The organism is Moorena sp. SIO4E2, from assembly GCF_010671945.1.
GTDB lineage: Bacteria > Cyanobacteriota > Cyanobacteriia > Cyanobacteriales > Coleofasciculaceae > Moorena > Moorena producens.
The window spans coordinates 1-19,767 of record NZ_JAAHIE010000088.1 but is presented as its reverse complement, the minus strand read 5'-3'; the positions used below and the strand labels follow the sequence as shown (position 1 = coordinate 19,767).

The window sequence follows — 19,767 nt, the reverse complement described above, 5'->3', positions numbered from 1 at the left end:
CTTGGTGGTGATGAGTGGCAGGTCTTAGAAGAAATCTGTGACAATGATGCTATGCATCTCGAACTAATGGCAAAACTGCTAGACACAGAACGCCAGTATGTGACTAGGTCTCGTCGTATTGGGATCTATGAGGCTTTGGAGCGGTGCTTTGACACTAGTTCTCGGTCTAAAGAAGATGCGATCGCTAATGCTCACTTGAAACGAGATTTAAAAACAGCTGCTGATGAAGGGGATGTTGACACTGTCAAACAGCTGGCTTGGGCAAACTTAAAATTTCCAGTCCAGAATTCGTAATCATTCAAACTAGAGTAACTTATGATCAAGGCTTTGGATAGATCTAATCAGATATTAAATTTTTGGTTTGGTAAGCCGGATGACGCAGATTATGGTAAATCCCGCAAAGTCTGGTTTACTAAGAATCCAGACTTTGACCAAGAAATGCGATCGCGTTTCCTCGACATCTATCAACAAGCGGTGGCTGGGGAGTTAGATAACTGGCAAACATCACCCTATAGCTGCCTAGCGCTAATTATCCTATTCGATCAGTTTCCTCGTAATATGTTTCGGGGTCAACCCCAAGCTTTTGCCACTGACTCCAAAGCCTTGTCTACTGCCCAGTATGCTGTTGATCGAGGCTTTGACAAAGAACTCTTACCAGTTCAGCGGTGGTTTATCTACTTACCCTTTGAGCATAGCGAAAATCTCGAACATCAGCGCTACTGTGTTGAATTATTCTCGACTCTTAAGGATGATCCCGATAGTGCCAGTACAATTAATTATGCCTATCGTCATCTAGAAGTGATTGAACGTTTTGGTCGCTTTCCCCATCGCAATAAAATCCTTGGTCGGGTTAATACTCCAGAAGAGGAGGAATTTATAAAGCTGCCCGGTTCATCATTTTAGCTTTCATCTAAACAGTTAATCCTTGAGATTTAACGGTAAACGATTAACAGCAACTATAACGTTTATCATAGTTATGATGTACACAGATTTTTTTCTCTTTTCCCGTCTTGATGCAGTCGCTCATGGGGGAAACCCCCAAGACCGCGCTGCATCGCTGTTCCCTATTCCCTGTTCCCTGTTCCCTGTTCGCTGTTCTCTTTTCCCTGTTCCCTGTTCCCTGTTCCCTATAAAATTACTACTTGATAAATCCTGTGATTTTCCTTGAACTTGTCCTAGAAAACTTTGGACCCTATCTCGGGCGTCAGGTAATCAATCTCTGTCCAAAAAGGGATGATAACTCTCGACCTATTATTCTAGTCGGTGGTATGAATGGTGGTGGCAAAACCACTATGATGGATGCGATTCGTCTGGCTTTATATGGACACCGCGCTCAATGTTCCACCCGTGGCAATTTGAGTTATAGCGACTTTCTAACTCAGTCAGTCAATCGCAATGCCTTACCTATTGACAACACCCGAGTGGAATTAGTTTTTGAACATATCGAGAACGACCAGCCCATGGAGTATCGGATTGTACGCACTTGGACAAAAAAACCGAAAGATGGTAAGGATAACTTAGGCATTTTAGAGGGAGACTGGCTGGATTCTGCCCTAACCAATACTTGGGACGAGTACATTGAAAATCTCTTGCCCTTAGGAATATCAAACCTATTTCTTTTTGATGGGGAACAGGTTAAAGAACTAGCAGAAGTGGAAGCACCACCCCCGGTTGTTGTGGAAGCGATTCGATCATTACTTGGTCTAGAACTTGCTGACCGCTTAGCCATTGACCTTGATATTTTAGTGACGCGCAAACGTAAATCTATGGCGAATCAACAGCAACTGTCTAATTTAGAAGATATCGAAAAAAAGCTCTCCTCTCAACAATCAGACTATGAACTAGCTAAACAAGAGTTAGCGATTACTCAAGAGCAGCTAGAACAAACCAGAGAAAAACAGCAACAAGCGTTTGATAAATTTGTCTGTGATGGTGGCAAAATTGCAGCCCAACGGAACCAACTAGAGAGTCAACTCCATAACTACAATACTAAAGCTGAACAAATTCGTGAACAGATGAGGGAATTAGCAGCTGGTATGTTGCCTCTATCGTTAATTGAACCCCTACTTACCCAAGCCCAAGCTCAAGCAGAAAAAGAATCGCTAGCATCACAGGCAAAACTAGCTAGAGATATTTTACAACACCGTGATCAACGTCTGATAGATTTATTGACTGCTCTGAAGTTGCCTGCTAAAAAATTTGATAAAATTAAAGCGTTCTTGGAAAAAGAAAATCAACAAATAGAGCAAGAGGCTGGGGAGGGTAAAGACGCTTGGTTAGGAGCTGAGGAAGAAATGTTTCATTCCCTAACTAATCTCTTGACTTACTACCAACCAACTCAAAAGCAATTAGCTGAAGAGCAATTAGTTAAGCGCCAAAATCTGGAAGCAGATATTAATGCCACTAAAAGACAACTAGCAACAGCTGCTCCTCCGGAATCCTATCAAGAACTCGAAGATGCACTAAAACAGGCACAAACGGAATTGGCTCAAGCTCAAGCAGCTTACGAAATCGCCAAACGCCGCTGCGATAAATTAGGATATGCGATCGCACAAACCAAAAAAGACTTAGCCAGGTATGGTGAAGAAACCATTGACCGCAAAAATGATCAGCATATGCTTACAGCATCTGCTAAAGTCCAACAGAGCCTTAAGGTTTTCCGGGAACAGTTAACTCTCAGAAAACTGAATAAATTAGAACATGAGGTAACCGAATGCTTCCTCTATCTCCTCCATAAATCTGACCTAGTCCATCGAGTTGCCATCGACACCAACAGCTTCAGCCTATCCCTGTACGACCTACAAGGAAAACTTGTACCGAAACATCGTCTATCGGCTGGGGAAAAGCAATTATTAGCGATCGCATTATTGTGGGGACTCGCCCGTGTTTCTGGACGTAATCTACCCGTAGCCATTGATACCCCCCTCGGACGATTGGATTCGTCCCATCGCAGCAACCTAGTGGAACGTTACTTCCCCGCCGCCTCCCATCAGGTGATTCTGCTGTCTACAGATACCGAAATTGGTAAGGTCGAAGCTAAACAATTACGAGACGCTGATGCGATCGCACAACAGTATTTGCTAAATTATGACCCAGCCAAACATTGGACAACCGTGGAATCGGGTTACTTCTACTCAGAACAGGTCACGGCATGACCATAAATGTTGTTGACTTTGCATGCAATTTGTCTTGGAGTGCTTCTGGGACAGGGTCTAACGTAATCCTGTATTCTCCTTCTTGCTCCAAGGTGATGCTAGGACCTGGTTGATAGGGCTGACTAGGATCCGCAGTAGGATCCAAACCCACCCTCGGATAGTTACAAGAATCGTCTTCCCCTGGTATGGGATCACAAGGGTAATAGACAACTGGACTTTGCACATCGACCATGAGTTGTTTTTGGCTACCATCTGGTAGGTAGACAGTCATTCTCAACGGAATCGGCTCTAAGATATTGACAGGCTCGCCAACAGCTTTAAAAGCGAATTGGACAGTTTCCCCAGCAGTAATTGGTTGGTCTGTATTTGGGACTAGCTGGATGGTAAGAGGTTTTGACAGTAACTGTGGTTCTTCAACTAACTCTTTTGTATTATTATAGCAGCCAGCAGTAATCAATAACGGGCTAATCAATAGGGCAATGGCGAAGACAGTTTTACGAATGTACATGGAGGTAAATCCCATCGGTATTTGCTATCAAAGACGCCAAGTTGCCCTAAAAAGTTCTAGTGACTGCTGAGTACTGATAGCTGAATCTTGATATTCAGATGGCTATAGTTGTACATCCATTAAGGTTGCCAAAATATCACCACTTTGGGCAAATACCAAGGTATTATTTCCGGAAACAGTAAAACTGAGTTCATTATTTTGGAAGACATCTTGACCTGATTGGAAGCCATGAATAGTAACTGCTCCCTCACCCTCTAACAGCAAAAACTCGTCAATACCACTGCCAGCGAAAACAGTATCATTCCCGATGCCAGCACTAATAAAATTATTGCCAACTCCGGCAAAAATTAAATCATCACCGAAGCCAGTCGTAATTTGGTCATTACCACTGCCAGCGTAGATCGTATTGTTACCGGATTGAGCATCGATCAGGTTATCTCCCTCTCCTGCGAAGATAACATTATCACCAAATTTAGTAGTAATTGTGTCATCCCCAGTGCCCATGTAGATGATATTGTCACCAAAGAGAGTAGTGATAACGTTATCCCCCTCACCAGCAAAGATTTCATTATCCCCCCTTTCCGTAAAAATTGTGTCATCCCCAGCACCAACAAAAATCTGATTGTTGTCACTTTTAACCAGGCTGATTTGGTTATTCCCCTCCCCTGCAAAGATTAAATTCTCATTACTTTCAAAGACTGTAATCACATCATCGCCAACGCCTGTGTAGACAGTATTATTGCTGCCCATACCTAGGCTAACCCGATCACCCTGATTGCCTTCATTGGCGAAGATGGTATTATTCCCCCCTTGGAAAACGGTAAGATCGTCCTTGCCAGTGCTAGCGAAAATAGTAGTGTTACCACCGCTAGCTGAAATTATGTCGTCACCCGGTGTACCGAAGATTGTTTTCATGATCAAAAGCACGCGAAACAGTTTCGAGAATGTTACAAGTCATCGCCCAAGCTGGCGTTGTAGGAGCGCAAAGCTTTTAGCCGCTACTAATTCCCATGACAAGAATTACAGCGCCAGCATTAGACATTGATCACTTTTTTAGTTGAGTAGTAGTAAACAGCAAAATTTTTATTCTACTGAAAAAATTTTAGGTGAAAACCCATAGAGCTTGATTAAATGTATAATTAACTAGGTGAAGATTAATGTAAAGATTCAATAAAGATCAACGTCAGATAAGACGATCACTTAAGGTAAGTAAATTCCCTTCTACCTTTCACCTTTAACCTTTTCCCAAAAAGGGTGAAGCAATATTTGAATCAATAGTTGAAGCAATTAAGCATTAATTTATTCATGCAACCGCCAATAAACCAGATCACACTTTCCCAAACTGCCAAAGACCAACTGATTAAACTCAAACGTCAAACCAAAATCCCTCAGTGGCATGTTCTTTGTCGCTGGGCAATCTGCCGTTCCCTCGCCGAACCGACAATGCCCTCTCCGGTTCCCATACCTGCCGATAGTAACGTCGAACTCACTTGGAGCGTTATGGCAGGAGATATGGCTGATATGCTCCTGATTGCTCTCAAACAACGCTGCCATAACGATGGCTTAAGTTTGGAACAAGAAACCCTAGCGAATCAGTTTCGCCTTCACCTTCATAGAGGTATTGGTTACTTAGCAGGGGATACCACTATTAAAAAAATTGAGGATTTGATTGCCGTGGCTGTTATCAAGGATGAAATATGAAGTGTGAAGGATAAAGTGTGAAGTATGAAGTCTTACTTAGCACTCAGTACTTAGCACTCTTGGACTCAGTACTCAGCACTGAGGATTCACAACTATAGTGCTCAATGCGGTGCGTTCCCGTAGCGGCTCTTCGAGAACATCGCTTTTTCTGATGCTGCAAGGAACGATTTGTCCGCAATCGATGGATCAGCTGCACACTCAACCAATAACTAACCACAGCACAGACCAATCCAACTGCGAAACAACCAACGAATAAGGTTAGGATAATTTCTGACCCCAATTCTGTAAATTCCTGCCAAGATTGGAAACTCACATTAGCCAATTCATCCTGGTTCAGTAGCCATTCACCGACGTGAAAGTTGAATGCAAAAATCGGTACATAAGTCAAGGGATTACTAATCCAAGTTCCAGCAGTAGCAGCTATTTTGTTACCTCGCAATAGTACCGCCAGCAAAATCCCTATAATTAACTGGAGACCAAACAGCGGAAAGAACCCAGCAAACACACCACATGCTAAACCTCGTGCGATCGCTTCTGGTTTTCCTTGCATACGAACTAAGCGCCAATATATGTATTTTAGGCGTCGTCTAAAAGTTCCCCTCGGTCTGATCGACTTTCGTTTACCTAGCTCAAGGGGTTTGGTGGCTGAGGGTAAAGGCTGTGGGTAGCTTGACAGGGATTTTCTAGACATTTTCGCAAATCAATCAGCAACCCTCTAGCAACTGGGGCAGATTATTCTGGGGCAGATTATTAGTCAGCAGCTAATCTTTACTGTAGCGGAAAATCAGCTTCAAGGGCTAAAGCCAAAGGCCAAAAGGGGAAATAAAGCTGCAAAAATCTTAAGAAATTCTATGCAAGCTTGTTGCCTTTTACCTTGTGCCTTTTACCTTGTGCCTTTTACCTGACTACCATGGCTACGAGGATCATCTTGATTCGTTATTGTAATTGATAGGGAATCGTCAATATCCGAAACCGTACCACTAGCTTGGCTATAGGGTAATGGCACATGGGTTACTATTGCATCTAAGTTAGCTTCGAGTACTTGACGGGGTTGTTCTCCAATAGTTTGGGCGATCACTGTGCTGGCTTCATCAAAAAACACAAAATGAGGAATACCATCTACTCGATACTTGACCAGTTCTGGTAACCACTTGCTGTTATCCACATTCAGCATGACAAAATTGACTTTGGTTTTATACTGCTGTTTCACTTCACCCAAATCCTTTGCCATGGCTTGACAGCTGGTACACCAGTTGGCATAAAACTCCATCAAGGTTGGCTTGCCATTGCTCAGTGCAACCTCTAGAGGGGTAGATGCTTCGGCTTGGGCTTCCAAGGAACCGAGACTAGTCTCAGTTTTTAATCCCAAGAATAGGGCAATACCCAGTGCGATCGCTACTAGGGCAATTAAAAAGTTTCTGATCCGGCTGCCACTAGTGGGTACTGAAGGGGAGGATGATGGTGTAGTTGAGTCTGGTGAATTAATAGCCATCTTGCTACAACTTTCTTGGTACAACTTTATAATTGTTTACATTTTACAACAACAAGACTTAGGCACCAACAGCCTTAAAACCCGGTTTCTCGTTATAAATCCAGCAATAGTAGGGTTTGGGGCGTAACTTCTGAGTAACTTAGAAGTAGATTAGATTCAAACGTTTTTTGTTGACGGTTGACGGCTGACTGTTGACAGTGAACTGTAAACAAGTGCAAATGTTACGTTTATTTTTACTGGCCTACTGATAAAGTTTGACAAATCACAATGAAAAAACGGGTAACCCTGACCTTTCCCCGACGGGCGATTCAGATGCCGGTGGCTTACCGACTGGCAAAGGATTTTAATGTGGCTGCCAATATTATCCGGGCCCAAGTTGCTCCCAATCAAATCGGCAAACTTGTGCTAGAGTTATCTGGCGACATTGATGAGTTGGATGCTGCGATTGAGTGGATGCGGACGCAAAACATTGATGTTTCCCTGCTAAGTCGCGAGATTTTGATTGATGAGGATAGTTGTGTCGATTGTGGCTTATGTACTGGGGTTTGTCCCACTCAAGCCCTGATTCTTGAGCCAGAGACATTCAGACTGAAGTTTAAGCGATCGCGTTGCATTGTCTGTGAGCAGTGTATCCCCACTTGCCCTGTTCAGGCCATTTCTACAAATTTTTAAGATTTCAGACGCCTTAAGCTATTGCCCAACAACCCTGTCTTCAGGCACACTTTCAGATAAAATCAACTAAATATCAACCCCAAGAGGAGCCCTCATGAACCCAATTATTATTCTTATTGTAGCTATACTTGCAGCAGCCGTTGTTGGGGCAATCGTATTTTTTGTACTGCAAAATAAACTGGATTTTCTATCCGAACAAACCGACAGAAAATTAGAAGTTTTTCAAAATAAGTATGAGACTAGGGTACAACAAAGTTCTCAAGCTCTGCAAGAAAGTTATCGAGAGCAGTTAAATCATAAAATTGCCGAAGTCAAACAGCAGTTAGAGTCTAGCCCTGCTCCTCCTGCCCAATCTTTACAGGAAAATTATCAGGCTCAGTTAACCGAAACCACTAATGAGCTGAAGCAACAACTTGATGCTAGTCTTCTGGAAACTGTCCAATCCTCGGAAGCAAGATATCAAGAACAATTGACACAAGCTACCCATCAGTTAAAGGAAGAACTTGAGTCTAATTTTCGCCAAGAGCTGCAATCTGCTGCTGCTCCTGCCGAATCTTTACAGGAAAATTATCAGGCTCAGTTAACCCAAACCACTAATGAGCTGAAGCAACAACTTGATGCTAGTCTTCTGGAAACTGTCCAATCCTCGGAAGCAAAATATCAAGAACAATTGACACAAGCTACCCATCAGTTAAAGGAAGAACTTGAGTCTAATTTTCGCCAAGAGCTGCAATCTTTGGAAGCGAAATATCAGGCTGATTTAGAGTTAGCCCATCAAAAAATTGCTGAATTAGAACAAGCTCATAAATCCCCAATACCAGACGAGGTTAATAACCTAGATGAAACAGAGGAAACTTCAGCGCAAACTGGTAATGAATTAGTCGAATTATTACAAGAGGCAGAAACAAATCAAGACGAGCCTCAACCAGTGGTCAAGGACGAAATGTTGCCTGAGCCGAGTCAGCCAGAGCAAACAATGCTGACAGAAACCCCAAGTATTACTGATCAGTCCAGCCAAAGTGATCAGGACTTGGATGAAACCATAACTGCTTTGGGAAATTATGCTCAAGCCAGGGATATTCCCCAGTTAAGTAAGTACATCAATCATCCTGAAAGCCTTATTCGGGGCTCAATTGCATCAGCCTTGGGTAAAATTGCTGCGGGTCTTGGACTCAGAGCCGAAATTCAACAGGCCATACCGCTGATCGGCAAATTGATTCAAGATCCCCAACCATCCGTGCGACAGTCTGCTGTTGAAGCCCTGAGTAATATTAAATCTGAAAAAGTTATACCCTTGCTTGAAAGGGCATTAAGGGATCCAGATAGTAATGTGGTTAAATCCGCCAGTGCTGGGATTAGTCAGTTTAAGAGTTATCGGCGAACTCCTAAGCCCAAACCTGCTCAGAAGACTGTAAAGCCCTCTAAGCCTTAACGAGTGCTCTAATCGAAAAGCATAGCCCAAAACCCTAGGGATGTGGGGATTGATCACCCTTTCTCGGGAGTCAACCCCCATGATTGAGTCCCACTCTCACCGATACTCCCTTGAAAAAAGGGGGCTGGTATCCTGCAGGACTTCTAGCTTGTTTAGTCAGCGTCGCTTTCAATGTGGATAAACAAAAGTCCCAAAACTACAGTAGGCATAACTAAGCCTATGAAGGGGACTAGCATCGTTGGTAAGAAAGAAGCTGCGTATGCGCCTGTCATATCTTATTTTCCTATTTGCCTATTAATACAGTAACAAGTTGAACCGATACTTTTTAGCTACCAAAGTCTACCAAGATAGACCAAGGCCCGCCAATGCAAGATGCTTTCGCATCTAGGGGGTATCTCCGCTCTGACGGAATATCCCGCGAGCGCCATAAAAATGTCAAAAAAGTTCGTTCCACCGGGATAGAGAGCGCAACTATTAAACCCTTGGTTTTCGGCTTTAATTTAAGTTACATAATAATCCCTGTCGGTGTTACCCTAATTTAAGTCTAACAAATAATCAGAGTTTTTGGTAGACTCTGCGACATTTTCTCTAGCTGTTTACTAACCTTTTACCACACCAACCCAATTAAGAATGGTGTTGGTTGCCGGTTTGATCTCAAGCAAGCCTCTACCTACCTAAGTAAGTCTCGGTCTTACACTGCCGAGCCAGGGCTTTGCTCTATATTTAAAGAGCCAGCACTGTTATCCAGATGACTGGAACACGGCAGATACCCGCTTACTAGAGGGGTAGATTACTATCGATTTTTTCGACAAGTTAATCCTATCACGCTTCAGGACTATGAAATACCAAGATCTACCTCGGAATTTCCCATACAACCTGTGGCAAAAACCTGATGATTGCTTCTGCCCTTGCTGAGTCTTTGATAGAGTCAATTCTAATCAGTCTGCCATCCCTCTATTGACATCAACACCTGTCGTTGACCTAGACAAAAGCACACAACTCCATTCAATTTGGGTTAACTTCCCGTTTCACCTCGTAGCATGGGAGGGGTTATCCCAACCTGCCCTTATACCAACGACCCAGTTTCTTCAATGGCTCAGATTACTGGAAAGTTTATGCCAGTCGGATAATTATTAAGATTTTTAACAAAAGTTGACCGAAATTCTTTACAAAAATTAATTACTTTTTGTTACAAAAACCAAAGAGACTGAAAGGGGGTTAGTCATCAAAACCCTTGGTTTTAGGTGATTACAATGGTTTTACAAAGGTTATATTACGGTAAAGAACTAAAGCTAAAATTTTTGCCATTGACTAAAAAGGTTAATAAAAAGAACAATATCTCGTATAATTCGTTACGAGAGGATGCGCTTCTCAGCGACGATTACTCGCGCTGATTCTTTCAGTTCCTTTTCTCCCCCCTAAAGTATGATTACTCAAGGGGTTTATCCGATTTGATAGGAGATAAATTTACAATGACGATGGATGTAATTAACCATGGTGGAGATCCCCAAGTGGGTAATCTAGCCACCCCAATTAATTCCTCTGCTTTCACAAAAGCTTTCATCAACAACTTGCCAGCCTACCGTCAAGGGCTATCAGCCAATCGCCGGGGTCTAGAAGTTGGTATGGCTCATGGCTACTTTCTGTATGGACCGTTTGCCTTACTAGGTCCGTTGCGTGGGACAGAGTATGCCAGCACAGCTGGTTTACTGGCAACAGTTGGCTTAGTGGCTCTTCTGACAGTTGCTTTATCTATTTATGGAGCGGCTGGCTCCGGCAAACCTAAGGCAACATTGACCACACCCAATCCACCAGAAGACTTAGGAACTAAAGAAGGCTGGAGTGAATTTGCCAGTGGTTTCTTCCTTGGTGCTTGTGGCGGGGCAGTTTTTGCCTATTTCCTATGCCTGACACCTCATCTAGCGCCACTGCAAAAGATTGCTAGTGGAGTATGGTCCTCTTAACTCTGACTGGAGACAAGAGTTTCTGATCGCGCAGGGTCGGCGAAAGCCGATAGCTAAGCAAGAGAGTAAGGTTAGTGGACAGTTACTAAAAGTGTCATATAGTCTACCAAAATCTACTAAGGTTCGGTAGACTATAGTGATGGCACTAATACCACTCCGTAAGGCGGTCGAACTGACGGGACTTTCCAAAAATACTCTTCGGAAATATGCCGACAATGGCACGATCAAATGTGAACGAATCCCAAGCGGCTACCGGCTCTTTGACACGGAAAGCTTACTCAGCCTCGGAAAAGTACCCATGGCTCAAACTGCTACTATCTGTTACTGCCTCCTCAGCAGCAGAAAACAGTGGGATCACCTTGATCGACAGGTCGCTGATCTGCATTCCCTGTACCCAGAAGCGGAAATCATCCAAGACATCGAGTCAGGTCTCAACTACAAACGCAAAGGGCTTAAAACCATACTGGAACGACTTATGCGGGGCGATAAGCTCACAATTATTGTTGCCTGTAGAGACAGACTTACCCGGTTTGGGTTTGAACTCTTTGAATACTTGGTTAGAAGTTACCGTAAGAGTAGTGCAGCCTTTATAGTTGGTAAATTATGCAGCATAGGGTAAAGGTTTTGTAGTAAGGCTGCACTACTCTAAGGTTTCATCTCCGGTCAGTCTCAACGGTGGAAAACTCGTGGTTCTCAACGACACTAAAAGTTGTCTAGAATGAGAACTTACCGCCGCTCGCGAACCATGACCAAAGGTCAATCTTCTGTCCATCATTCACGTCTTCTCTTGTAGAGTCCACGGACAATGAAAGTACGGTTCAAAAATCAAAGAAGATCCGACTATTCCTAAACGCTGATCAACGTGCAACTATTCGCCAGTGGTTTGGAGTGTCCCGTTATGTGTTTAACAGAACCGTCGAAATACTTAAGGATGGCGAGGTTAAAGCTAACTGGAAAGCCATCAAAACTGACATCTTAAATAGCCTCCCTGAATGGTGTAAGGAAGTCCCTTATCAAATTAAATCTATAGGGATTAAGGATGCTTGCACTGCGGTAAAGGAAGCTAAAAAAAAGTACAATAAAAGTGGGCAAATTAATCGAGTTCGTTTTCGTTCTAGGAAGAACCCTTTTCAGTCTTGCTACATTCCAAAGTCGGCTGTTTCAGTCAAAGGTATTTATCACACTAAATTAGGTAAATTAACCTTTGCTGAAACACTACCGGATCAGATCTGTGACTGTCGATTAACTAGCACCAATGGGGACTATTACCTGGTAGTTCCCCACAAAGTAACTAGAAATAAAACCGAGAACCAAGGTAAGGTAGTTGCTCTTGATACCGGTGTCAGGACTTTTTTGACATTATGAGCGTGAAAATTATGTAGGCAAGATCGGCCATGGTGACTTTTCCAGAATTCAGCGTTTATGCCACCACTTGGATAATCTGATCTCAAAAATCAGTAAGGCAAAAGGTAAGCAGAAACGTCGAATGAGAAAAGCGGCTAGACCGATAGTTATTAGAATACAGAATTTAATCAACGAGTTGCATCACAAAGCCGCTAGGTTTCTGGTAGACAACTTTGATGTAATCTTACTTCCAACCTTTGAGACATCTCAAATGTCAAAACGACAAGATCGGAAGATTCGATCAAAGACCGTTCGCAATATGCTCTCCTTTGCTCACTACAGGTTCAAAGAGTTCCTCAAGCATAAAGCATTTGAAACGGGTAAAACTGTTGTTGATGTTTGTGAAGCCTATACCAGCAAAACTGTTAGCTGGAGGGGTGAATTAGTCAAGATCGGCGCGAGTAAAATCATCAAGTCAGGAATTGATGGCCAAAAGATGGATTGACCAAAGGTCACGCTTCGCGAACGAGATCTAAATGGCGCTCGTGGAATATTTCTTCGTTCGCGCAGCGTGGCCTACGGCCATGCTTTGGTAGATACACCCTGGGTGAGAAATCACCTTGCATTGGCGAGCTAAGGTCTGCCTTTGGTAGACTTTGGTAGCTAAAAAGTATCGGAATTTTCTCAAACCAATTATTAATTAATTAAATGACTTTAGCCGAATTAAAACCTGGAAAGCTTGCCATTATCGAGAAAGTTCAGATAGGTTTGCAAGTCGAAGGTCTCGCCAATCGACTAGAAGCAATTGGCATTATTCCTAATCGACAGGTACAAGTGTTGCGCTCAGCCTGGTTTGGGGGACCGTTGCACATTCGAGTTGGTTCCACCACAGAAGTAGCTATCCGACGGCAAGAAGCTAGCATGATTCTAGTTAACCCTGTGAAGGAATAGTTAGCGGTTAGCGGTTAGGGGCGATTTTAGCAGTAAGCTATCGTCCCGTTCCCTGCAGGGGCGCGCCTAGCTGATAGCTTACTGCTCAAAGTCTAAACAGCGGATAGCCTCTAGTAAGCCTCTAGCTTTATTGAGGGTTTCTTGATATTCTTTTTCTGGGTCAGAATCTGCTACCAAGCCAGCACCAGCTTGCACTGACACGGTATGTTTACCAGAACCACATGGGCGAACTACCATAGTCCGGATTGCGATCGCACTATTGAGCTGACCTTCAAAATCGTACCAGCCATAGACACCCGAGTAAGGCCCGCGACGTTCTGGTTCCAGTTCCTGAATGATTTCCATTGCCCGAATTTTGGGGGCTCCACTCACTGTCCCCGCAGGGAAACAAGCTTTCAGTAAATCCCAAGCTGTTTTACTAGCATCCAGCTCCCCTACTACATTGCTAACAATGTGCATGACGTGGGAGTAGCGCTCAATGAGCATCAGTTGATCCACTCTGACTGTACCACTCTTGCACACACGACCCAGGTCATTCCGACCCAGGTCAACCAACATAATGTGTTCGGCAATTTCCTTTGGATCTTCGAGTAACTCCTGAGCTAGAGCTTCGTCTTCTTGAGGAGTTTGACCCCGACGTCGAGTTCCAGCAATTGGTCGTAACGTTGCCTGGATTTTTTCCTCTGGGGAAGCTGTTGCCTTAACCATTACCTCTGGGCTAGATCCAATGATTTGCCAGTCCCCAAAATTAAAATAAGCCATGTAGGGGGAGGGATTAATCAGCCTTAGGGAACGGTAAAGGGCAAAAGGGTCACCTTTGTATTCTGTCGAGAGGCGCTGGGATAATACGACCTGAAAGATATCCCCAGCTCGGATATAGTCTTTCGCTTTTTCGACATTAGCGCAAAACTGGGACTTGTCTGTATTGCTTATATAAGACAGTTCTTGAGTACCACTATTTGGAGGTGTCCATGGGAGTACTGTGTCCTTACCTAAGAGCTGCCCTTGCAGTTTGTTGACCAGAGTACGAACGCGATCGCATGCTTTTTGATAGGCTGCCTCTAAATCTCCTTGGGCCTGTCGTAAATCAGCATAAGCGATCACCCAAATCTTACGCTTGACCTGATCAAAAATAATCAGGTTGTCCACTTGCATCCACAATCCATCGGGCAAGTCATTGGACTGTAGAGGATAAATTGGCACACGGGATTCACAAAAACGAATTAACTCATAACCCCAGAAACCGAACAAACCCCCAATTCCTGGCGGCAATTGGGGTAAATTTACAGGTTGATAGGATTTCAGACAATTCCCTAAGGTTTCAAAGGGGTCTCCCTCAAATACTGTTACTGACCCATCCCGGTTGGTCTGAGTCGTGCGATTTCCCCTAGTTTCCAATACCCACAGGGGGTCACAACCAAGTAAACTGTAACGTCCCAGATTTTCACCACCTTCTACCGATTCCAACAAGAAGCTGTAGGGTTGACCAGCACAGACCTTATACCAGGCAGAAACTGGCGTTTCTAAATCCGCCACCCACTCCTGGGTTACCGGTACAAAATTACCTTGTTGAGCTACGGTTGAAAATTGGGAAAAATCTGGGAAAATCATGGTCTTTCTCAGCTCAAGGTTGAAAATTCGGCAAACAGCTGAAACTGTTGGTCACAACGTTCAACTTTTTCCCCTTTACCTTATCACTGATTAATTAAACCTCGTAAGCTGCCTTCCCACTGAACTTGATAGTTGCAGGTTCTGGGTTGCTGCCAATATTGCGGTCTATTTTCCCTGCATAGGGACGCCCTTCGTTGACTTTCTCTGGGAATACCCCATCTGCAGGATGCAGAAACTGGATTTCACCATTGGGATAAACCCGGTAAATTTTATAGTCTTCGATTTTGGGCTTAAATTTCGTCCGCAGTTGGGTTCCCAATGCCAGACACTGTTCCTTACGAGCTAAGTAGAGCAAGTTTTCCCCTTCATTCATGATGGCAGCCCCACCAGTAGGCATTTCAAACACTTGCTCTTTTGAGCTTGTCCAGGTGATAGCGTATTTTTCTTCAACTTCAGCTTTGGTCAGCAATCCGCCAGTGCTACCACCAAATATGGGAGTTTGTCCCGTCAGTTCTTCTGCCATAGTTTTTTTCTCGTGTCTATAAATAAGGCATTCAAGGGAATGCTATCATCGACTTCATACCTGTCTGGCTACTTTGTCAAGAACTGTAACAGTTCTTTAGCTATTCGTGATTTTAGTCATTGGTCTTAGTGATTGGTCTTAGTGATTGGTCATTTGTGATTTCTTCTGCCAAGGGACTTCCGGCTGATGACAAAGGAGCTATTACAAACAAAAACAAGCAACAACACACAAAATAAGCCCTAGTTACCCGTCAAGGCAATGACATGAGGCTACCAACACCACCCTACCCTGATCGTTGTGGAAATTTTGCCAACCTTAATTTTCTTTAACTGAAATACTCCTATACTTGCCTATCTGGTAATTTTGGGCTTATCACCAATCCCAGCCTCATCAATCCCAGCCCTGGCTATTGGTAATGGTCAATTATTGGCTTAGTTGACACTCTCCGCCCGCTTATGGACGGGGATTCTTAGTTCCTCGACATGCCTTAAAATTAGCTATCCGTCAAAGGCAATACTTAAGCCAAATATCCGTTTAAGAACCAAATACCTAGCCTAATTTAACTAACCCCAGTGGGCTTATCTCCCTAAGCGTTGAGTTTCCTCAGTTTCCGTGTGCCCCACGGTACTTTTTATCTTTTAAGGTTTACTTTACTGGTTTGCGGTATTTGTTAGGATCCATACGTTTTTAATGAGGTTTTTCGCGCCTCAGGTGCTAACATCGCTTTACGTCGTGAGGTTATGACAGTACCGACGAATCCTGTCTGTGTTAGGCCACTCTTCTATTCTAGTAATTTTATTAAAAGCCGTCGAACGAAGGACGGGGCTTGAGACCCATTTTTTTTGTCAAAGAGCCCGCCTTTGGGCATCAAGCCAGCTTTGCTACTGGCGGTATCTGCCTCGGCCAATTAAATCAGAAAATTAAATCCGGCAATTAAATCAGAAAGGGAACCGACGACTGGCCGTGTTTCGTCTCGGTTCCCTGACTGGTTCGCTCCTCACACATCCGTAAATATACCGAAAACTTTCTGGATTTGTCAACCCCTTTGGCAAAATTTTTTTTTTCGGTCAAAGTTCACCTGGTGCAAGGACACCTAGTTGGTCTTCTAGAAGCGATCGCAAGACTACTTGAGTTACTCCCACTAATCCTAACCTTGCTTGAGCCAGCCTAGGGGTCTGGTGTTTCACCTCCCCCCAAATGCGACAGCTACGGTAGAACTGCTCAAAAGCATTGCTCACAGAACTTGCCAATTTTAGCCAATGCTTTGATTCAGTTCCACTAAAGTAGTCTGTCAAGTCCATGATTTGACCAATCAAAAGTCTTTCTGCTGGATGGACCAACTGTATAAGCGGCTGCTTTGTTCCTTTTCCTAAGTCGTCTTTTAACCAGGGAATTGGATATGGCACAACTATGAGTCCCTTAGAGGTTTTCAAGTCCATACTCTGAATCTGGATTAAGCCCTGGCGATGAGCCAAGCCCAGGAGTGAGCAGCAACGAGCATGGGCATACTGAACTCTAAAGATCTTGGAAGTATCTTGTGAGAAGAGTGCTGAGTGCTGAGTGGTAAGTTCTAAGTAGGGCAAGAGATTCTTTTGACCTTGTTGAGGGCGAAAGCTAATCAGGGTGTCTGTTGAAGGTTGAATCCAATCTTGTAACCAAGTTGCTAACCCCTGATCTGTCAGCCAAAAATTAATCCAGCCTGGGGGAGCTACTTCAACCTCGAATTCGATCAAGTTTTGTTTCCCAGCATCTTGAGTTATGGTTGGCAAAGATACAGTTAACTGATGAGCAATGGCGAGAGGACTTTGCTGCATGGCGCGAGAAAGCTTGAGAGCGATCGCTGAGCGATATGCTACACCAGTATTATCTGAGCACCTTTCTAAAGGAATCGTTTCCAATATCAACTGGGGAATACCAGAATATACTATTGCTCTCGATATCTGTTGTTGTAATCGGGTACTCAGAGCAGCAGAATTACCTGACAAATTTACGCGCCATGAGCTACTTCTCAAGGTATTTTTTGTTACTTTGGACTCCATGTAAGATCTAGATAAACTTGTGTATCCATCAGGCTCGGAGCTTATGTATTCACCATCCGACCCATTAGAGGCATCCCGACCCTTTGTAACTTGGCAAAGGATCTTAGATTGGGGACAGGAACACTACCGTTATAGGACGTTTAGCAAAGATGAGCGGATTCCTACCCGTCCTGGGTTGTTGTATTTGGTAGAGCGGGGGGCAATCCGTTTGGTGGGTACTTCTCAAGTCAGCGCTAGCCCCAATTTTTCTGGAGCTCAATGCTCCCATCAGAATATGGAAGAAGCGTTTTTAGGATTCATTGGTGCCGGTCAGCCCTTTGAAATTGTTGCCCTTTCACCCTTCACACTTCAGGCTTACTCCCACGTTGAGCAAACTGCTGTGGTATGGATGTACTGGGATGACTTAGACAACTGGCCACACTTCCGACGGGAGATCTTAGATGCATTTAGGCTTCAGCATCAACGCAAACTCCTCTGGCTGAGTACCTTAGGACAGCGACGAACCATTGATCGGCTCTTGGGATTTCTCATATTATTGGTTGAAGAGTTCGGGGAACCGTGTGAACAAGGTTACTGCTTACCATTTCCCTTAACTCATGCACAAATCGGTAGTGCCATTGGCTCCACCCGCGTGACTGTCACTCGGTTGATAGGAAAGCTTCGCCAACGGGGAATCATCAACACTCAGAAGGATAATTTAATTTGCTTATCAGGTGACTCAGTACCTAAGATAACTCCTAATTAGGTACACTTGTAGATGCTTGTGTTCGAGTAATTGCAGTGGAAATCTAATTTACTGCCAAACTGGCAACACAGCCATGCTAAATTCCTTTTTAATAAATATATACCTAACAGATCGCACAAATCAGCCATCCTGTGCCGTAATTGATGATCAGCTTGGTTGTGCTGTGAGGGGTAACACCCTTCACAACACAGCCAGTTTTTTTTATATAAATGTTTTTATGGCAATGGGTGTAATGGTGTTTCCAAATTTCCAAATTTGAGGGACAAAGCGATGCAGCGCTACTGGCTGCTCCGTTCGCGTTTGGCCGTAGGCCACGCGGGGCGCGAACGCGCCCCGCGTCGGGCAAAGCCCGAAATTGCTATACTTTGCCCACCCTACTTTAATTGGTATTTTTTTTACACCCAAGTCCCTAACCCGATTTGCGCTTACCTTAACTTCTGAGTATTTGCTACCAAACTTTCAGCAAATTTATCGAAGCGCTCGGAGAGTTTTTTATCCAAAAGCTTGCCATCTTCACCAAAGGCTTTCCAAGCCTGACCAATGGCAATCTGCTCTGGAATCACCCAACTATGTACCCAGCGCATAATTATCCGTAGGTCATTGAGAGCGTTACTATTAGACTGACCCCCCAATACACTAATCAAACCGGTAACTTTCCCTTCGAGATGTTCAAAACTCATCAAATCTAGGGCATTTTTAAGTACACCACTCACACCACCGTGATATTCCGGTGTTGCCAGAATTAAGCCATCGGCTTGCTTCACGGTTTCCTGTAATCGGGTGACATCTGGATAGTCTGGATAGTCACTATCACCAGTGCAAAATGGTAATTGCATCTGACGCAAGTCGAGGATTTCAGTGGATACACCATTAGCTTTCACTCGGTCTATAGCATGCTCTAGAGCCTGATAGCTATAGGATTCAGGACGTAAACTACCACTAATTCCAACAATGTTCACCATCTCACTAACCTCTGTTTAACTATAGTGCTGATTGCTGAGTGCTTAGTACTGAGTACTGATTGCTGAGTGCTTAGTCTGGTTGACTGTCAACCGTCAACCAAGCTGAGTGCTGAGTGTTTCAGTAGGTTAGGTGCGCTTTCCCATTAAGAATTAAATTCGCTATAGGTGCGCGCCTCCAAGGGCGCGAGGGATTGCTCGCGCCCTTGGGTCGCACCTTCGCGTCGCACCTTAAGTTGTGATTTTTTGTCGTGAAAGCTACCAATTATCAAGGAAAGCCGATTTTATACGTAGTCGTTATGACTACGTATAGTCTAGCAAGTTGGCAGCAACTTTGTCAAACTCCTGTTGTAGCAGATCGGAGTATGTCGATCATGACCGCAACGATAAATTCGACCATCATGCTTTGACCGATAAGGCATAGGTGGGCTTTCCGCATCTAATTATTAAATTCGCCACGGGTCGCACCTGATCATTTTGTTGTTTAATCGACAGGGCATCCAGATCAGCCCCAATGGGTATAGCACTACGCGCTACTGTTAGGACATTCCTAAACTCCGAAACGTAAGTAATCGCTGACTTTTAGGTGCGACCCGTGGCGAATTTAATTCGCCGTTCGCGCCCCGCGTCTCCTACGGAGAACGGAAAGCGCACCTTTGACTTCTGACTTC

General features: G+C 44.0%; 22 protein-coding genes and 2 pseudogenes. 14 read left to right on the top strand and 10 right to left on the bottom strand.

The window, feature by feature from the left end:
• From F6K37_RS12475 to dndD, 4 genes and pseudogenes are all read left to right on the top strand, one after another.
• Window positions 1-294 (top strand): annotated as a pseudogene (locus F6K37_RS12475) (DNA phosphorothioation system sulfurtransferase DndC); the annotation flags it as partial.
• Window positions 295-315: 21 nt separating this feature from the next.
• A complete protein-coding gene (locus F6K37_RS12470) occupies window positions 316-903 on the top strand; it encodes a DUF924 family protein (RefSeq protein ID WP_287250471.1) in 588 nt (195 codons plus the stop codon).
• A gap of 73 nt (window positions 904-976) precedes the next feature.
• On the top strand, window positions 977-1,168 hold the full coding sequence (locus tag F6K37_RS12465) for a hypothetical protein (protein WP_137985524.1): 192 nt from the start codon (window positions 977-979) through the stop codon (window positions 1,166-1,168).
• Window positions 1,155-3,155: a DNA sulfur modification protein DndD gene (gene dndD / locus F6K37_RS12460; RefSeq protein WP_287250470.1), complete on the top strand. Its 2,001-nt coding sequence runs from the start codon at window positions 1,155-1,157 to the stop codon at window positions 3,153-3,155. Before F6K37_RS12465 ends, dndD begins: the two co-directional genes overlap by 14 nt.
• Here dndD and F6K37_RS12455 read toward each other — a convergent pair.
• Entirely contained in the window at window positions 3,145-3,663 is a 519-nt protein-coding gene (locus F6K37_RS12455; RefSeq protein ID WP_287250468.1) for a hypothetical protein, read from the bottom strand. The genes dndD and F6K37_RS12455 overlap by 11 nt on opposite strands.
• A 102-nt stretch (window positions 3,664-3,765) precedes the next feature.
• A complete protein-coding gene (locus F6K37_RS12450) occupies window positions 3,766-4,578 on the bottom strand; it encodes a calcium-binding protein (protein WP_008189435.1) in 813 nt (270 codons plus the stop codon).
• A gap of 390 nt (window positions 4,579-4,968) precedes the next feature.
• Between F6K37_RS12450 and dndE the strand changes: the two genes are divergently transcribed.
• Window positions 4,969-5,364 (top strand): DNA sulfur modification protein DndE, encoded by a 396-nt coding sequence (gene dndE / locus F6K37_RS12445; RefSeq protein WP_008189434.1) that lies wholly within the window; start codon window positions 4,969-4,971, stop codon window positions 5,362-5,364.
• Between the two features lie 43 nt (window positions 5,365-5,407).
• Here dndE and F6K37_RS12440 read toward each other — a convergent pair whose 3' ends face one another.
• Both F6K37_RS12440 and F6K37_RS12435 read right to left on the bottom strand, forming a co-directional pair.
• A complete protein-coding gene (locus tag F6K37_RS12440; protein WP_081431929.1) occupies window positions 5,408-6,055 on the bottom strand; it encodes a DUF2062 domain-containing protein in 648 nt (215 codons plus the stop codon).
• Window positions 6,056-6,247: 192 nt separating this feature from the next.
• The gene (locus F6K37_RS12435) at window positions 6,248-6,856 is read right to left on the bottom strand and encodes a thioredoxin family protein (RefSeq protein ID WP_008189429.1); all 609 of its coding nucleotides are present in this window, start codon (window positions 6,854-6,856) and stop codon (window positions 6,248-6,250) included.
• 267 nt (window positions 6,857-7,123) lie between these two features.
• Between F6K37_RS12435 and F6K37_RS12430 the strand changes: the two genes are divergently transcribed.
• Together F6K37_RS12430 and F6K37_RS12425 are read left to right on the top strand one after the other, a co-directional pair.
• Window positions 7,124-7,528, top strand: a complete 405-nt coding sequence (locus F6K37_RS12430; protein WP_008189427.1) for an NIL domain-containing protein — start codon at window positions 7,124-7,126, stop codon at window positions 7,526-7,528.
• Between the two features lie 94 nt (window positions 7,529-7,622).
• The gene (locus F6K37_RS12425) at window positions 7,623-8,960 is read left to right on the top strand and encodes a HEAT repeat domain-containing protein (protein ID WP_008189425.1); all 1,338 of its coding nucleotides are present in this window, start codon (window positions 7,623-7,625) and stop codon (window positions 8,958-8,960) included.
• A gap of 152 nt (window positions 8,961-9,112) precedes the next feature.
• Here F6K37_RS12425 and F6K37_RS12420 read toward each other — a convergent pair whose 3' ends face one another.
• On the bottom strand, window positions 9,113-9,232 hold the full coding sequence (locus F6K37_RS12420) for a photosystem I reaction center subunit VIII (protein WP_071986957.1): 120 nt from the start codon (window positions 9,230-9,232) through the stop codon (window positions 9,113-9,115).
• 1,200 nt (window positions 9,233-10,432) lie between these two features.
• Here F6K37_RS12420 and F6K37_RS12415 point away from each other — a divergent pair.
• Both F6K37_RS12415 and F6K37_RS12410 read left to right on the top strand, forming a co-directional pair.
• The gene (locus F6K37_RS12415) at window positions 10,433-10,924 is read left to right on the top strand and encodes a photosystem I reaction center protein subunit XI (RefSeq protein WP_044495154.1); all 492 of its coding nucleotides are present in this window, start codon (window positions 10,433-10,435) and stop codon (window positions 10,922-10,924) included.
• A 139-nt stretch (window positions 10,925-11,063) separates the two neighbouring features.
• Entirely contained in the window at window positions 11,064-11,543 is a 480-nt protein-coding gene (locus F6K37_RS12410; protein ID WP_008189421.1) for a recombinase family protein, read from the top strand.
• Between the two features lie 21 nt (window positions 11,544-11,564).
• Here F6K37_RS12410 and F6K37_RS12405 read toward each other — a convergent pair whose 3' ends face one another.
• A complete protein-coding gene (locus tag F6K37_RS12405) occupies window positions 11,565-11,699 on the bottom strand; it encodes a hypothetical protein (RefSeq protein ID WP_267872107.1) in 135 nt (44 codons plus the stop codon).
• Between F6K37_RS12405 and F6K37_RS44655 the strand changes: the two are divergent.
• The 4 genes and pseudogenes from F6K37_RS44655 to F6K37_RS12390 form a co-directional block, all read left to right on the top strand.
• Window positions 11,684-11,800, top strand: a pseudogene (locus F6K37_RS44655) (RNA-guided endonuclease TnpB family protein); the annotation flags it as partial. The gene F6K37_RS12405 and the pseudogene F6K37_RS44655 overlap by 16 nt on opposite strands.
• A 24-nt stretch (window positions 11,801-11,824) precedes the next feature.
• Window positions 11,825-12,289: a hypothetical protein gene (locus F6K37_RS12400; RefSeq protein WP_008189419.1), complete on the top strand. Its 465-nt coding sequence runs from the start codon at window positions 11,825-11,827 to the stop codon at window positions 12,287-12,289.
• Between the two features lie 121 nt (window positions 12,290-12,410).
• Window positions 12,411-12,773: a zinc ribbon domain-containing protein gene (locus F6K37_RS12395; RefSeq protein ID WP_229414748.1), complete on the top strand. Its 363-nt coding sequence runs from the start codon at window positions 12,411-12,413 to the stop codon at window positions 12,771-12,773.
• Between the two features lie 203 nt (window positions 12,774-12,976).
• The gene (locus F6K37_RS12390) at window positions 12,977-13,219 is read left to right on the top strand and encodes a FeoA family protein (protein ID WP_008189415.1); all 243 of its coding nucleotides are present in this window, start codon (window positions 12,977-12,979) and stop codon (window positions 13,217-13,219) included.
• A 78-nt stretch (window positions 13,220-13,297) separates the two neighbouring features.
• Here F6K37_RS12390 and trpE read toward each other — a convergent pair whose 3' ends face one another.
• The 3 genes from trpE to F6K37_RS12375 all read right to left on the bottom strand — a co-directional run bounded on the left by trpE (window position 13,298) and on the right by F6K37_RS12375 (window position 17,365).
• Window positions 13,298-14,830: an anthranilate synthase component I gene (trpE, locus tag F6K37_RS12385; protein WP_008189413.1), complete on the bottom strand. Its 1,533-nt coding sequence runs from the start codon at window positions 14,828-14,830 to the stop codon at window positions 13,298-13,300.
• Window positions 14,831-14,924: 94 nt separating this feature from the next.
• Entirely contained in the window at window positions 14,925-15,353 is a 429-nt protein-coding gene (locus tag F6K37_RS12380; RefSeq protein ID WP_008189408.1) for a photosystem I reaction center subunit II PsaD, read from the bottom strand.
• A 1,067-nt stretch (window positions 15,354-16,420) separates the two neighbouring features.
• Window positions 16,421-17,365, bottom strand: coding sequence for a DALR anticodon-binding domain-containing protein (locus F6K37_RS12375; RefSeq protein WP_161603198.1), 945 nt, complete (start codon window positions 17,363-17,365; stop codon window positions 16,421-16,423).
• 70 nt (window positions 17,366-17,435) lie between these two features.
• On the opposite strand from F6K37_RS12375, the gene F6K37_RS12370 reads away from it, so the two are divergent.
• On the top strand, window positions 17,436-18,137 hold the full coding sequence (locus tag F6K37_RS12370; protein WP_008189404.1) for a Crp/Fnr family transcriptional regulator: 702 nt from the start codon (window positions 17,436-17,438) through the stop codon (window positions 18,135-18,137).
• Between the two features lie 425 nt (window positions 18,138-18,562).
• Here F6K37_RS12370 and F6K37_RS12365 read toward each other — a convergent pair whose 3' ends face one another.
• Entirely contained in the window at window positions 18,563-19,099 is a 537-nt protein-coding gene (locus tag F6K37_RS12365; protein ID WP_008189403.1) for an NADPH-dependent FMN reductase, read from the bottom strand.
• Between the last annotated feature and the right edge of the window lie 668 nt (window positions 19,100-19,767).